15 protein-coding genes and 1 tRNA gene are annotated in these 12,499 nt (G+C 68.9%); 11 read left to right on the top strand and 5 right to left on the bottom strand.

Annotated features, from left to right (window positions below):
- Positions 1-35 precede the first annotated feature (35 nt).
- Positions 36-1,469 carry a sensor histidine kinase gene (locus LVB87_RS03000; RefSeq protein WP_232899436.1) on the top strand — a complete coding sequence of 478 codons (1,434 nt, stop codon included), beginning with the start codon at positions 36-38 and terminating at the stop codon, positions 1,467-1,469.
- Here LVB87_RS03000 and LVB87_RS02995 read toward each other — a convergent pair whose 3' ends face one another.
- Complete coding sequence (locus LVB87_RS02995) at positions 1,470-2,216, bottom strand: M90 family metallopeptidase (RefSeq protein WP_232899435.1); 747 nt, start codon at positions 2,214-2,216, stop codon at positions 1,470-1,472.
- Positions 2,217-2,230: 14 nt separating this feature from the next.
- Positions 2,231-2,551, bottom strand: a complete 321-nt coding sequence (locus LVB87_RS02990) for a hypothetical protein (RefSeq protein ID WP_232899434.1) — start codon at positions 2,549-2,551, stop codon at positions 2,231-2,233.
- Positions 2,552-2,703: 152 nt separating this feature from the next.
- Between LVB87_RS02990 and birA the strand changes: the two genes are divergently transcribed.
- The 7 genes from birA to LVB87_RS02955 all read left to right on the top strand — a co-directional run bounded on the left by birA (position 2,704) and on the right by LVB87_RS02955 (position 6,842).
- Positions 2,704-3,693: a bifunctional biotin--[acetyl-CoA-carboxylase] ligase/biotin operon repressor BirA gene (gene birA / locus LVB87_RS02985; RefSeq protein ID WP_232899433.1), complete on the top strand. Its 990-nt coding sequence runs from the start codon at positions 2,704-2,706 to the stop codon at positions 3,691-3,693.
- Positions 3,690-4,403: a type III pantothenate kinase gene (locus LVB87_RS02980; protein WP_232899432.1), complete on the top strand. Its 714-nt coding sequence runs from the start codon at positions 3,690-3,692 to the stop codon at positions 4,401-4,403. The genes birA and LVB87_RS02980 overlap by 4 nt, the downstream gene beginning before the upstream one ends.
- Positions 4,400-5,086: an SPOR domain-containing protein gene (locus LVB87_RS02975; protein ID WP_232899431.1), complete on the top strand. Its 687-nt coding sequence runs from the start codon at positions 4,400-4,402 to the stop codon at positions 5,084-5,086. The genes LVB87_RS02980 and LVB87_RS02975 overlap by 4 nt, the downstream gene beginning before the upstream one ends.
- A gap of 13 nt (positions 5,087-5,099) precedes the next feature.
- Positions 5,100-5,175: transfer RNA gene (locus LVB87_RS02970), tRNA-Thr, on the top strand.
- 14 nt (positions 5,176-5,189) lie between these two features.
- The gene (locus LVB87_RS02965; RefSeq protein WP_232899430.1) at positions 5,190-5,600 is read left to right on the top strand and encodes a DUF2007 domain-containing protein; all 411 of its coding nucleotides are present in this window, start codon (positions 5,190-5,192) and stop codon (positions 5,598-5,600) included.
- Between the two features lie 36 nt (positions 5,601-5,636).
- Positions 5,637-6,560, top strand: coding sequence for an arginase (gene rocF, locus LVB87_RS02960; RefSeq protein WP_232899429.1), 924 nt, complete (start codon positions 5,637-5,639; stop codon positions 6,558-6,560).
- Positions 6,561-6,671: 111 nt separating this feature from the next.
- Positions 6,672-6,842 (top strand): entericidin A/B family lipoprotein, encoded by a 171-nt coding sequence (locus LVB87_RS02955; RefSeq protein WP_232899428.1) that lies wholly within the window; start codon positions 6,672-6,674, stop codon positions 6,840-6,842.
- Between the two features lie 117 nt (positions 6,843-6,959).
- Here the strand turns inward: LVB87_RS02955 and LVB87_RS02950 are convergent, their stop codons facing one another.
- Positions 6,960-7,763, bottom strand: coding sequence for a hypothetical protein (locus LVB87_RS02950; protein WP_232900438.1), 804 nt, complete (start codon positions 7,761-7,763; stop codon positions 6,960-6,962).
- An 83-nt stretch (positions 7,764-7,846) separates the two neighbouring features.
- Here LVB87_RS02950 and LVB87_RS02945 point away from each other — a divergent pair, with 83 nt between their 5' ends.
- The 3 genes from LVB87_RS02945 (at position 7,847) to LVB87_RS02935 (ending at position 10,701) form a co-directional block, all read left to right on the top strand.
- The gene (locus LVB87_RS02945) at positions 7,847-9,190 is read left to right on the top strand and encodes a tryptophan--tRNA ligase (protein WP_232899427.1); all 1,344 of its coding nucleotides are present in this window, start codon (positions 7,847-7,849) and stop codon (positions 9,188-9,190) included.
- 16 nt (positions 9,191-9,206) lie between these two features.
- Positions 9,207-9,512: a hypothetical protein gene (locus tag LVB87_RS02940; protein ID WP_232899426.1), complete on the top strand. Its 306-nt coding sequence runs from the start codon at positions 9,207-9,209 to the stop codon at positions 9,510-9,512.
- A 118-nt stretch (positions 9,513-9,630) separates the two neighbouring features.
- Positions 9,631-10,701, top strand: a complete 1,071-nt coding sequence (locus LVB87_RS02935; RefSeq protein ID WP_232899425.1) for a sensor domain-containing diguanylate cyclase — start codon at positions 9,631-9,633, stop codon at positions 10,699-10,701.
- Between the two features lie 20 nt (positions 10,702-10,721).
- Here the strand turns inward: LVB87_RS02935 and LVB87_RS02930 are convergent, their stop codons facing one another.
- Together LVB87_RS02930 and LVB87_RS02925 are read right to left on the bottom strand one after the other, a co-directional pair.
- Positions 10,722-11,102: a VOC family protein gene (locus LVB87_RS02930; RefSeq protein ID WP_232899424.1), complete on the bottom strand. Its 381-nt coding sequence runs from the start codon at positions 11,100-11,102 to the stop codon at positions 10,722-10,724.
- 13 nt (positions 11,103-11,115) lie between these two features.
- The gene (locus LVB87_RS02925; protein ID WP_232899423.1) at positions 11,116-12,498 is read right to left on the bottom strand and encodes a dihydrolipoamide acetyltransferase family protein; all 1,383 of its coding nucleotides are present in this window, start codon (positions 12,496-12,498) and stop codon (positions 11,116-11,118) included.
- Between the last annotated feature and the right edge of the window lies 1 nt (position 12,499).

Below are 12,499 nucleotides of genomic sequence, written 5' to 3'. Positions count from 1 at the left end.
CAGCGCCGGCGCGTCCACTTCGAGGGGATCGATTGATGGCGTCTGAGCGCAGGCCCAGCGAAGGCCGGCTGTTCGACGATCGCTGGCGCGCGCGTTCCCTGCAGTCCCGCCAGTTGCTCGCGGCCAGCCTGGGCCTCGTCGCCTTCCTCGCGCTCGCCGGTTATGCGCTCGACCGCGCGTTCCTGGAGACCGCCGAAAGCAACCTGCGCACGCGCCTGGAAAGCTACGCGCTGGAATACACGCGCCGCATCGAGTTCCTGCGCGACGGCTCGCTCTACGTGCCCGACACACCGCCCGAACCGCGCTTCGAACGCCCCGGCAGCGGCCTGTATGCCGAAGTGATCCTGCCCGCCGGGCATTGGGATTCGCCGTCCGCGCAGGGCCCCGAGTTGCCGATGGGCACGATGCTCGCGCCGGCCGTGCAGCGCTTCGAAGGCCCCCTGCGCATGACGCGCAGCAACGGCGAAGCCGGCGAGATCTATCGCTACGGCCGTGGCCTGGTCTGGGCGGAGAACGGCCCCCAGGCCGAATTCCCCTACACCGTCTACATCTCCGAGGACACGAGTGCGCTCTCGCAGCAGATCCTCGTGTTCCGCCGCGCGCTGTGGGGCTACCTCGGCGGCGCGGGCCTGGTGCTGTTGTTGTTGCAGGCATTGATCGTGCGCTGGAGCCTGCGGCCCCTGCGCCTGGTGGAGACCGAGTTGAAGAAAGTGCAGCGCGGCCAGCTCGCGCGCATGAGCGCACGCCATCCGCGCGAACTCGAACCGCTCACCGAAAGCATCAACGCCTTCATCGAAAGCGAGCGCGAGAACCTCGACCGCCAGCGCAACACGCTCGCCGACCTCGCGCACAGCCTGAAGACACCGCTCGCCGTGCTGCGCGCGCGCCTGGACAACCCGACGCCGGAAAACGAGCTGCGCGAAGAAGTCTCCACGCAGCTGCGGCGCATGAATGACATGGTGTCCTACCAGCTCGCGCGCGCGGCTTCGAGCGGCCATCCCTTGTTCGCCGCGCCGATCGAAGTGGAATCGCACGCGGAGTCGATCGTGCGCGGTTTGGAAAAGGTGTATTCGCAGCGCAAGGTGCTGTGCGAATTCGACTTCGACCCGGAAGCGCGCTTCCACGGCGAACCGGGCGACCTGCAGGAACTGCTCGGTAACCTGCTGGAGAACGCGTTCAAGTGGGCGCACTCGCGCGTGCTGCTCACCGTGCGCGTGGGCGAACGCACGCCGGGGCGTCGCGACGGCCTGTTGCTCGCGGTGGACGACGACGGCCCGGGCATCGCCTCCGATCGCGTCGCCGCGCTCCTGCAGCGCGGCGTGCGCGGCGATGAACGCGTGCAGGGCCACGGCATCGGCCTGGCCATCGTGCAGGACATCGTGCGCGGCTATCGCGGCGAGCTGGACGTCAAACGTTCGGAAGAACTGGGCGGTGCGCGCTTCGAAGTGCGCCTGCCGCCGGGGCTCTGATCAGGCGAAGGGAGACGGCCCGTAGAACCGGGCCAGGTGCGACGCGACATCGGGAAACGACGCACGCAGCGCCTTCGGATCGCTGAAGTGGTATTCGCTGCAGACCGCGAAGAATTCTTCCGGCGCTTCGGCCGCGTAGGGATCGATCGCGGTCTTCCTGCGACGATCGACCTGCTTGCCGAAGTCGTCGAACGCGCGCTGGAAATCGGAGGCCCACTGCCGTTGCCATGCGCGCGGCAGCGGCGGGGTGCCATCGAGCGCGCCATCGAGCGCATCGAGCTTGTGCGCGATTTCATGGACGACGACGCAGAAGCCATCGCGTGGCGAGGCCAGGTCGGCTTGCACGTCGGCCCACGACACGATCACCGGACCGGTTTCCCAGGCTTCGCCGATCAGTTCGTCGTCCCACTCGTGCAGCACGCCGGCCGCGTCTTCGTGCGTGCGATTGACGCGGAACGCATCGGGGTACACGAGCAATTGCGACCAGCCGTGCAGGCCTTCCTCGCCGAATTCGATGAGCGGCAGGCAGCACAGGGCCGCGAGTTCGATGCGCTGCACGTCGTCGAGCGCGAGTTCGCCGATCGGCGTGATCGCTTTCTCGTGCAGGAAGCGCGAGACGAGCGCGCGCAGCTTGGTCTGTCGTTCGGCATCGAGCGCCGCAACGAAAGGCACGCGCGCAATCGCGCGTTGCCACGGGGCGTCATCGAGGGCAGGTGGGCGCAGTAAGCGCCGGAACCAGTCGCGCAAGGCTGATCAGTCGATCAGCGGAACATGCCCGGCAGGAAGCTGTGCCAACGCGGGGCGGTCAGGCGCGATGCGCTGTCGGCTTCGGCACGCGCGGCGGGCGTGACCTTGACCGGCTTGCGCGTCGTGGTCGCGGTGACCTGCGGCTTCGCGGCGGGCTTCTTGGTGGCGTCGGCCATGGCGTTGGTGACGTCCGACGTGTCGTCGGCCGTGGCTTCCGAGCAACTGCCGGTACCGCTGCCGCCGCCACCGTTCGGCCCGGCCATGCGGTAGTCGCGCGCGGAGACGCTCGTGCTGGCGAGCAGCAACAGGAAGCAGAGTGCGAGACGACGGGACATGGAGGAGGTCCTGGGTGGGGTGCGATGCCAGGGGCACTGCGCCCCGGACTATAGCGTGGATGCGCCCCGGGCGCAGAAAGTTGCAACCCGGCCGGGGGAGCCGGTCCGTCATAATCGGGCATCCCCACATCCATCACGTTCGAAGCGACCGCATGGACGACCGCGCGCTCCTGGTTCGACTGGCCGCCGGTCCCGCAAGCGGCGACCTGCTCGCGCGCGAGGCAGGGACGAGCAGGACCGCGGTCTGGAAGCGCATCGAGGCGCTTCGCGCAGCCGGCGTGGGCATCTCGGCGCAGGCCGGCGTGGGCTATTCACTCGAGCGCCCGCTGGACCTGCTCGACGCCGACGCCATCCGCGCGCATCTCACGCCCGCTGCGACCCAAGAATTGGCCCTGTTGGAAGTGGCCTGGTCACTGGACTCCACCAATACCGAACTGCTGCGGCGCAACAAGGATCTGCGCCGCGAAGGCGCCGAAGTCCTGCTGGCCGAGCGCCAAACCGGCGGCCGCGGCCGACGGGGTCGCACCTGGGCATCGCCGTTGGCGGCCCATCTGTATCTGTCGGTCGCCCGCCACTTTGGCGGTGGCCTGGCACGCCTCGGCGGCCTGAGCCTCGTTGCCGGCGTGGTCGTGGCCGAAGCGCTGCATGCCTGCGGCCATCGCGACGTGCGGCTGAAGTGGCCGAACGATCTCGTCGTCGAGCAACCGGGCGGGCTGCGCAAGCTCGGCGGTTTGCTGGTGGAAGGCGGCGGCGAACACGGCGGCCCGGTGCGCGCGGTGATCGGCATCGGCCTCAACGTGCACATGCCCGAGGCCTTCGCGCGCGACATCGACCAACCTTGGTGCGATCTGGACGCGCTCGGCGGAACGCATGCGCGCAACGCGATCGCATCGGCGGTGCTCTCGCGCCTGTTGCCCGCGCTCGCGGATTTCGATCGCGAGGGACTCGAGCCCTTCCTCGCGCGCTACGCACCCCTGGATGCACTGGCCGGACGCGCGATCGACGTCCATCTGCACGACGGCACCGCGACCGCCGTCGCGGAAGGCCTCGCGCCCGACGGTGCCTTGCGCGTGCGCCTCGACGGCGGCGCGGTGCGTGTGCTCCACTCCGGCGAAGTGAGCGTTCGGATGCGCGGCGCATGACGCAGGCCTGGCTTTTCGATTTCGGCAACACGCGCCTGAAGTGCGCGCCGCTGCGGCGTGGCGGCGACGCGGGCGACGTGCATGCGCTGGCACCCCATGATTTCGACGACCTGCCACGGGGCGATGTCGCCTACGTGGCGAGCGTCGCGCCGGAAGCCTCGCGCGTGGCGCTGATCGAAGCCCTGGAACAACGCTTCCGCCGCATCGCCATCGCACGCACGACGGCCAGCTTCGACGGCCTGCACATCGCCTATGCGCACCCGCACAAGCTGGGCGTCGACCGCTTCCTCGCGATGGTCGGGGCGCGCAACGCGTGGCCCGCGCTGATCGTCGGCGTCGGCACCGCACTCACGCTGGACCTGGTGGACCACGGAGGGCGCCATCGCGGCGGTCGCATCGCGCCGTCGCCCACGCTGATGCGCGAGGCGCTGCACGCGCGCGCCGCGCAGCTTCCGCCGAGCGGCGGCGCGTACGCCGAATTCGCAGAGGACACCGAAGACGCCCTGGCCTCCGGTTGCGAAGGCGCGGCCGTCGCGCTGATCGAACGCAGCACGCACGAAGCCGAACGCCTGCTCGGCGTGCGCCCGCGCGTGTTGCTGCATGGCGGCGGTGCGGACGCATTGCGCGCGTTCGTTCCGCACGTGGAACTCCACCCTTCGCTCGTCCTCGACGGCCTCGCGCGCTGGGCGACACTGGAGCAGCCCGCATGATGTATCGCGCGCTGCTCGTGTTCCTGGTCGTGATCAACCTCGGTGTTGCCGCGTGGTGGGCGCTGCGCGCGCCGCCGGCGCACGAAACACGCATCGAAATGCCGCAAGGCGTGCCGCGCCTGCAACTGCTGAAGGAAGCGCCGGCCGTCGCGCGCGCTGCAAAGCTGCCGGAAGCCTCGACGCTCGTGCGCGCCGAAACCGCGGCCGCGGCGCAGCAGGGCCCGACGCAATGCGTCTCCTTCGGGCCGTACACGAATCCTGCGTTGCTCCGCCGTGCACACGAACGCCTGCAATCGCAGGTCGCCGTGGCGCGCGTGCGCGAGGTGGCCGTGGGAACACCCCGCGCATGGCGCGTCTTCGTCCCGCCGTTTCCGACACACGATGAAGCGCAGGCCCTGGTCGACCGCATGGTTGCAGCCGGCATCAACGACCTGCTGGTCATGCCGAGCGGGCCGGACCAGAACGGCGTCGCCCTGGGCCGATTCGGCAGCGAAGACAGCGCGAAGCGCCGCCAGGCGCAGTTGCAGGCCGCGGGCTTCCCGTCGCAGGTCGCGCCCGTCGGGGACGTGGCGACGGAAGGCTGGATCGATGTCGGCGCCGTGGGCACGTTCGACGCAGCGCGCATCGCGCAGGACATCGCGGCCCGGCAGACCAAACCGCTGGACTGCACGACGCTGCGCTAAGATGCCGCGCAACGCCGGCATAGCTCAGTTGGTAGAGCAACCGCCTTGTAAGCGGTAGGTCGTCAGTTCGATTCTGACTGCCGGCACCATTCGGAGGCGACGCATGACCGTCACCATCGAACGTTTCCTGGACCCGTGGGAAGCCCACGTGGTGAAGGGGCGCCTGATCGCCGAAGGCATCGATGCGTCGGTCTCCAACGACCAGCTCTCGATGGTCGACTGGCCGATGGCCTTCGCCCTCGGCGGCACGGCGCTGCAGGTGCCCGACGAAGACGCGCCGCGCGCGCGCGACGTGCTCGCCGCCTACCATCGCGGCGACTTCGAGCAGGACCTCGTCGACGAGGGCTACCTGACACCGTCGGCCCCCGACGAAACCTGTGCCTGCGGCACGCACCAGTTCCAGATTCCCTGGCGCGAACGCGTGCGCGTCGTGCTGATGTTCCTCCTCGTCGGTGCCACCTACCCGACGCGCACATCGGGCCGCTGCAATGCGTGCGGCCGCCTCCGGGCCTGACGCAGCCCATCCGCGAATCGCAGTAACATCCGCGGCATGAGCCGCACCTATCCCCCCGTGACGCTGTTGGGCGCGCCGACCGATATCGGCGCTGGTCATCGCGGCGCCGGCCTCGGGCCGGAAGCGCTGCGCATCGCAGGCCTCGGCGACGCCCTCGTCGCGCGCGGCATCGATGTCGTCGATCGCGGCAACCTCGACGGTCCGCGCAATCCCTGGCAGCCGCCGAACGACGGGTATCGCCATCTGCGCGAGGTCACCGACTGGAACCGCGTGGTGATGGAGGCCGTGTCGGCGGAGCTCGAGGCGGGGCGCATGCCGATCCTGCTCGGCGGCGACCATTGCCTCGGCGTCGGTTCGATCACCGCCGTGGCCAACCATTGCCGCAAGACGGGCAAGAAGCTGCGCGTGCTGTGGCTCGACGCGCACGCGGACTTCAACACGCACAACGTCACGCCCTCGGGCAACATCCACGGCATGCCGGTCGCGTGCCTGTGCGGCCTCGGCCCGCGCGAACTCACGCACCTGGGCGGCAGCGCGCCCGCCCTGCAGCCCAGCGAGATCCGCCAGATCGGCATCCGTTCCGTCGACGAAGGCGAGAAGCGCCTGGTCAAGGAACACGGGCTCGATGTGTACGACATGCGCTACATCGACGAAGTCGGCATGAAGCGCGCGATGGAAGAAGCACTCGATGGCGTGGATGCCGATACGCACGTGCACGTGAGCTTCGACGTCGACTTCCTCGATCCGAGCATCGCCCCCGGCGTCGGCACCACCGTGCCTGGCGGCCCGAACTATCGCGAAGCGCAGCTGGTGATGGAGATGATCGCCGACAGCGGGCGCGTGGGTTCGCTCGACATCGTCGAGCTCAATCCGTTGCTCGATGCGCGCAACGCGACGGCGCAACTCGCGGTCGACCTTGTCGAAAGCCTGTTCGGTAAATCGACGCTGATGCGCGACTGAACGGTTCACGACCCGCAAGCGGCGATTCGACGCGGGCTTCACGCCCCCCTTTGTTTCCATGGTTCGCAAGGACGGCGGAGTGTCGTCCGGACGAATGCCAAGGAGATTCGAATGAAGCGTACTTCTTCACTCAAGCGCGGCTTCGCGCTGATGCTGTTCGCTCTGTTTTCCATGCATGCCCTGACCGCGTGCAACACCGTCGCGGGTGCGGGCAAGGACGTCTCGAAGGCGGGCGAAAAGGTCGAGCAAAAGGCCGAGGATTGCAAGGACAGCCATTGCTGATGGCCTGACGACGAGGAGTTCCAACAGGAGCAGGGCGGTGTCCGGGAGTTCGCCGCCGGCAAGGACGCGGAGAGGGGAAACGGGCCGGTTCTGCCACCGGCCCGTTTCTTTTTTGCATCAGCCGCCCGGGGGATCCGCGACGAAGCCTTCCGGGAACGCACGCGGTTCGCGACGCCACGAGTAATACGGATACGGTCGCGGCAGCACGCCCATCGCGATCAGCGACTCGGTGTCGTCATAGCGCAGTTGTGTGACCTGGCTGGGCGAACGCGACGCGCGTTCGAAATCGGTGTGGCTCACCGGCGCCCATTCGCGCTGGCCGTGGCCGGTGCCGAGTTGGCGTGCGAGCGCATCGGATTCGTTGCGACCCTGTGCCGCGGGTGCGGCGGCTTTCGCAGACTCGCGTGCAGCGCCGGCTTCATCGCGCGGATACGGAGACGGAGGCGGCATCGGCTGCGGCTCGTAGTACGCAACGGGCTGCTTCTCGCGGAACACCGCGATCCCCACGACGCCGACATTGCGCGGGCGCCCCGTGCGCGCCGCGTAGGAATCGGGCAGGTCGGTGAAGACGAACTGCGCCACGTCGTCCATCGATTTGCGCCAGCCCGAGATCTCGGTGCTCTGCCAAGGCGCGAGCACATAGCCGGTCTGCGAAGGATTGGCGGTCTGCCCGGTGACTGCGTTGACGCCATCGACCGACAGCACCACGAGGACGCGCTCGCCGGTCGTGTTGGTCAGCCGCACCGAATAGCGATGGCCGGGCGCGCCGGCCACCCAGGTGTCGCCGCGGAAGGGCGTTTCCGGCAGCCATTGGCCGGTGTCGCGGTCGACGATGTCGATGTCGACGAGGGAGCGACCCCAGGCCCCCGACGGGCATCCGGCGACGGCGATGAGGGCGGAGAGCAGCAGCAGGCGGCGCAACATGGCGGTGGTCCTCGTGGAGGGTGCCGAGTCCAACGCGCGGCCGCGCGCGGCGGGGTTGGGCGCACGGGTAAACTGCACGCATGACCCAGCAAGCCCCCCGCACCCGCGTCCTGACCGGCATCACCACCTCGGGCACGCCCCACCTCGGCAACTACGTCGGCGCGATCCGCCCGGCGATCGCGGAGAGCCGCGCGGCCGACGTGGAAAGTTTCTATTTCCTCGCCGACTACCACGCGCTGATCAAGGTGCAGGAACCGGCGCGCGTGCAGCGCTCCACGCTCGAGATCGCCGCGGCCTGGCTCGCGTGCGGCCTCGAGCCCGACAAAGTGTGGTTCTACCGGCAGAGCGACATCCCGGAGATCCCGGAGCTGACGTGGTTGCTCACGTGTGTTGCGGGCAAGGGCATCCTCAATCGCGCGCATGCGTACAAGGCGTCGGTCGACCGCAATCGCGTCGAGCAACTGGACGACGATGCAGGCGTCACTGCCGGCCTCTTCATGTATCCGGTGCTGATGGCCGCCGACATCCTGCTGTTCAACGCCAACAAGGTGCCGGTGGGCCGCGACCAGGTGCAGCACATCGAAATGGCGCGCGACTTCGGCCAGCGCTTCAACCATCTGTACGGTGAGCACTTCACCCTGCCGGAAGCGGCGATCGAAGAGCACGTGGCCACGCTGCCCGGCCTCGACGGCCGCAAGATGAGCAAGAGCTACGACAACACGATCCCGCTGTTCGCCCCGCGCGAGCAGTTGAAGAAGCTGATCTTCGCGATCAAGACGGACTCGCGCGCACCGGGCGAGGCGAAGGACACGCAGGATTCGGCGCTGTTCCAGCTCTACCAGGCGTTCGCGTCCGCGGACGAAGTGGCCGCGATGCGCAAGGCATTTGCCGACGGCATTGCCTGGGGCGACGCGAAGACGATGCTGTTCGAACGCATCGACCGCGAAGTCGCGCCGCTGCGCGAACGTTACGAAGCGCTGATGGCGAATCCCGCGCACATCGAGCACCTGCTGCGCGATGGTGCGCAACGCTTGCGGGCCGCATACGCCACGCCGTTGCTGAAGCAACTGCGCGAAGCCGTGGGCCTGCGCGACTTGTCCGCGCAGCCGCGCGACGCGAAGGACGCGCGTGCGAGCAAGCGCACGGCGCCGACGTTCAAGCAGTATCGCGAAGCCGATGGTCGCTTCTACTTCAAGCTCGTCGATGGCGAGCGCGTGCTGCTGCAGAGCGAAGGCTTCGAGTCCGCGCGCGACGCAGGCCAGCTCGTCGCGAAGGCGAAGCAGGATGCCGGCGCGAGCTTCGTGCTCGATGCCGACCAGGGCACGGTGCGCTTCGGCGACGGCGTCATCGGGCGCATCCCCGCCGGCGGCAGTTTCGACGAGCTGCGCGCGGCCCTCGCGCAGTTCGCCGAGGAAAGCGCCTGACACCACGCGCGCCGGCATGAATTCTTTCTTCGAAGGGAACCTGGCGGCGCTGCTGTTCGCCCCCTGGTTCGCCATCCTCGCGGTGCTCTACTGGCTGTACCCGCGCCAGCCGCGCCCGCCGTGGCGCCGGACCTTCGACGCGGCCGCGCTCGGCATCTCCGTGGCCGTCTTCGTGATGGTCCTGCACTGGGGGATGGGCTGGGCCGACCGGGGCTACGGGAAGATGTGGCAGCAGATTTTCGGCACGTCCGTCTCGTACGGGGCATTCCTCACGGTCCTGGGGCTGGCGTTCTGGCTCCGGCACCGTTTGTTGCGACGCTGAGCGCCTTTTCACGGGGAGGGCGTCCGTAAAATCGCGCCCCTCGGTTCCCCCCCAACCGCCTCGGCAGGATGCCTGAGACCCCCAGGCCCTGCGTCCCCCCATGTCCGCCGTTCCTTCCATGATCCAGTTCGATGCCCGTGAAGCGGAGCGCCAGGCGGCGCTCGACCGCTACGCGATCCTCGACACTGCGCCGGAACAGGCCTTCGACGACATCGTCCGACTGGCGGCCATGTTGTGCGACGTGCCGGCGGCCGCCATTTCCTTCATCGACCGCGACCGCCTGTGGTTCAAGGCGAGCGTCGGCATCGACCAGCAACAGATCGCGCGCGCAGGCTCGGTGTGCGAACACGCCATCGAGGCGCCGCGCGCGACCTGCGTGATCGAAGACCTCGCGATGCATCGCGAATTCGCACGACGCCGTCGCCTGTACGGCAAGCGCCCGCGCTTCTACGCCGGCGTGCCCCTGCTCAGCCCCGAGGGCCATCCGCTCGGCGTGGTGAGCGTCGGCGACACCGTGCCGCGCACGCTCACCGAACAACAGATCGATGGCCTGCGCCTGCTCGCGCGCCAGGTGCAGCACCTGATCGAGCTGCGCCGTTACATGCTCGAACAGGGCCGCCTGCTCGACGAACGCGACGCCGTCGCGCGCCGCGCCGAACACGCGCGCGATGCGCTGCAGCGCCGCCACGACGACCTCGAATACGCCGCCACGCACGACACCCTCACCGGCCTGCTCAACCGCGCCGGCCTGGCGCGCTTCCGCGCGCATCCGGAAACGCAGCGGCAGATCGCCGAATCGCCCTACGTGCTGGCGGTGCTGGACATCGATCACTTCAAGCAGATCAACGACCGGCAGGGCCACCTGTTCGGTGACCGGACCCTGGCTGCGGTCGCCGACGCGGTGTCGCGTTCGGTGCGCACGACGGACGTCACCGCGCGTTACGGCGGCGAAGAATTCCTCGTGGTGCTGCCGAACACGCGCCTGGATGGCGGCGCGGAAATCGCCGAGCGCATTCGTGCACAAGTCGAAGCGCTGAAGTTGCCGGTGCCGGTCACGGTGTCGGTCGGCATCGCCGACGGCACGGCGCGCGATACGCCGGAAGAAGTGTTCGAACGCGCGGACCAGGCGCTGTATCGCGCGAAGAAAGGCGGGCGCAATCGCGTCGTCGCCGACGACACTCCTCGCTAACGGCAGGCCGCGCTAGCGGCTCACCAGTCGTTCGGCGTCGCGCCCTTTTCGGGGTGATGCATTTTCACCACGCAGAAGCGCTGTCCCGTCGGCGCTTCCATCACCCACCAGCGCTTCACCCAGCCGATGCGTTTGGCGCCGAGCGCTTCCAGGCGCGCGGCTTCCGCGTCCTGGTCGTCGGCTTCGATGTCCAGGTGCACGCGCGCGGGATGCGTGACCTTCTGCACCGAGATGTACAGATCGGCGGGCGTGGCCGAGAGCGACGTGTATTCCGCATCGCCCTCGATCTCGTGCTCGCCGACCGGGTAGCCGAGTGCCCGGCTCCAGAAGTCGGCGGCCGCAGCGTGGTCGTCGGTGTTGCAATCGATGATGAATCCGGCAAGGCGGCTGCGGTGCGCCATCGCGGTGTCTCCGTCAGTTCGGCTTCGCCAGGTCGTCCAGCATGGCCTTCAGGAAGCGCGCGGCTTCGCCGCCCGTGCAGGCGCGGTGGTCGAAGGTGACCGACAGCGGGATGACGCGGTGCGATTCGAAGCCGCCCATCACGGGCGTCATCTGGTGGCGCCCCTTGCCCGCGGCGACGATCGCCACGCACGGCGGCACGATCACCGGCGTCGCGTAGCGGCCGGCGAACATGCCGAAGTTCGACAGCGAGATCGTGTAGCCGGTGAGTTCCGACATCGGGATCGTGCGGTCTTCCACCTGCGTGCGCAGGCGATTGACCGCTTCGCGCACGCCGCGCGCATCGAGCATGTCCGCGTTGCGGAGCGCGGGGACGAACAGGCCGTCGTCGGTGTCCACCGCGATGCCGATGTCCACGTGCGGATGCAGCGTGCGGGTCAGGTTCTCGCCGTCGAACCACGCGTTGAGCGCGGGCACGGCCTTGGCGGCGGCGACGATCGAGCGCACGAGACGCCCGGTGATGTCGTTGCCCGGCGCCCAGGCGTGGATATCCGCGTCGTCGCTGAGCGTGGTGGGGACGACCTTCGCGTGCGCGTCGGCCATCACGCGCGCCATGTTGCGGCGCACGCCCTTGAGCTGTTCCGGCTGGCCGGTGGCCTGCACGCCCGGCGGCTGCGTGCGCATGGGCTTGCCGCCCATCGACATCGTCGAGCGCTGTGCAGCGACGGGCGCGGGCGCGGCGGCAGGTGCAGGCGCGGCAGCGCGCTGTGCCGGCGCGGCCGCACCGATCTTCGCCGAACCATCGGCGGCGGCGTTCTTCACGTCCTGCATCGTCACCGTGCCATCGGGCCCGGTGGCGCGCACGCGCGCGATGTCCACGCCGAGCTTGCGCGCCTGCGCACGCACGGCCGGCATCGCCTTGACGCCGCCGACGGCCACGGCCGCTTCACTGCGCACCGCATCGGACGACTGCATCGCACCGACGACGGTGCCGCTGTCTTCGCGCTCGGCTTTCGGCGCGGGCTTGTCGGTTTCGGTGATCACGCCGCCTTCGTCGGAGGCGACCACCTTGTCGTTCGACACGTGCGCACCGGCGCCCTTCGCGGGACCGTGGTGGTGGCCAGTGTCCTGGCCTTCCGCGCGCTGCGGCATCGACGGATCGATTTCGAATTCGGCGAGCATCGAACCGGTGACGATCACGTCGCCTGCGCCCCCGGCGAGCTTGAGCACCTTGCCCGACACCGGCGAGGGCACGTCGACGACGGCCTTCGCCGTTTCCATCGACACCAGGTTGTCGTCGAGCTTGATCGTGTCGCCGACCTTCACGTACCACTCGACGATGGTCGCGTCGGGCAGGCCTTCGCCGAGGTCGGGGAGCAGGAACTGTTTCGTGGCCATG

It is taken from the genome of Lysobacter sp. KIS68-7 (genome assembly GCF_021284745.1).
Taxonomy (GTDB): domain Bacteria; phylum Pseudomonadota; class Gammaproteobacteria; order Xanthomonadales; family Xanthomonadaceae; genus Noviluteimonas.
The sequence above is the reverse complement of the archived record's forward strand: the minus strand, read 5'-3'. Positions and strand labels throughout refer to the sequence as shown.

Coding starts and splice junctions, on each gene's coding strand:
- LVB87_RS03000 (WP_232899436.1), top strand. CDS start 36: ATGGCGTCTGAGCGCAGGCCCAGCGAAGGCCGGCTGTTCGACGATCGC.
- LVB87_RS02990 (WP_232899434.1), bottom strand. CDS start 2,551: ATGTCCCGTCGTCTCGCACTCTGCTTCCTGTTGCTGCTCGCCAGCACG.
- birA (WP_232899433.1), top strand. CDS start 2,704: ATGGACGACCGCGCGCTCCTGGTTCGACTGGCCGCCGGTCCCGCAAGC.
- LVB87_RS02980 (WP_232899432.1), top strand. CDS start 3,690: ATGACGCAGGCCTGGCTTTTCGATTTCGGCAACACGCGCCTGAAGTGC.
- LVB87_RS02975 (WP_232899431.1), top strand. CDS start 4,400: ATGATGTATCGCGCGCTGCTCGTGTTCCTGGTCGTGATCAACCTCGGT.
- LVB87_RS02965 (WP_232899430.1), top strand. CDS start 5,190: ATGACCGTCACCATCGAACGTTTCCTGGACCCGTGGGAAGCCCACGTG.
- rocF (WP_232899429.1), top strand. CDS start 5,637: ATGAGCCGCACCTATCCCCCCGTGACGCTGTTGGGCGCGCCGACCGAT.
- LVB87_RS02955 (WP_232899428.1), top strand. CDS start 6,672: ATGAAGCGTACTTCTTCACTCAAGCGCGGCTTCGCGCTGATGCTGTTC.
- LVB87_RS02945 (WP_232899427.1), top strand. CDS start 7,847: ATGACCCAGCAAGCCCCCCGCACCCGCGTCCTGACCGGCATCACCACC.
- LVB87_RS02940 (WP_232899426.1), top strand. CDS start 9,207: ATGAATTCTTTCTTCGAAGGGAACCTGGCGGCGCTGCTGTTCGCCCCC.
- LVB87_RS02935 (WP_232899425.1), top strand. CDS start 9,631: ATGATCCAGTTCGATGCCCGTGAAGCGGAGCGCCAGGCGGCGCTCGAC.
- LVB87_RS02930 (WP_232899424.1), bottom strand. CDS start 11,102: ATGGCGCACCGCAGCCGCCTTGCCGGATTCATCATCGATTGCAACACC.
- LVB87_RS02925 (WP_232899423.1), bottom strand. CDS start 12,498: ATGGCCACGAAACAGTTCCTGCTCCCCGACCTCGGCGAAGGCCTGCCC.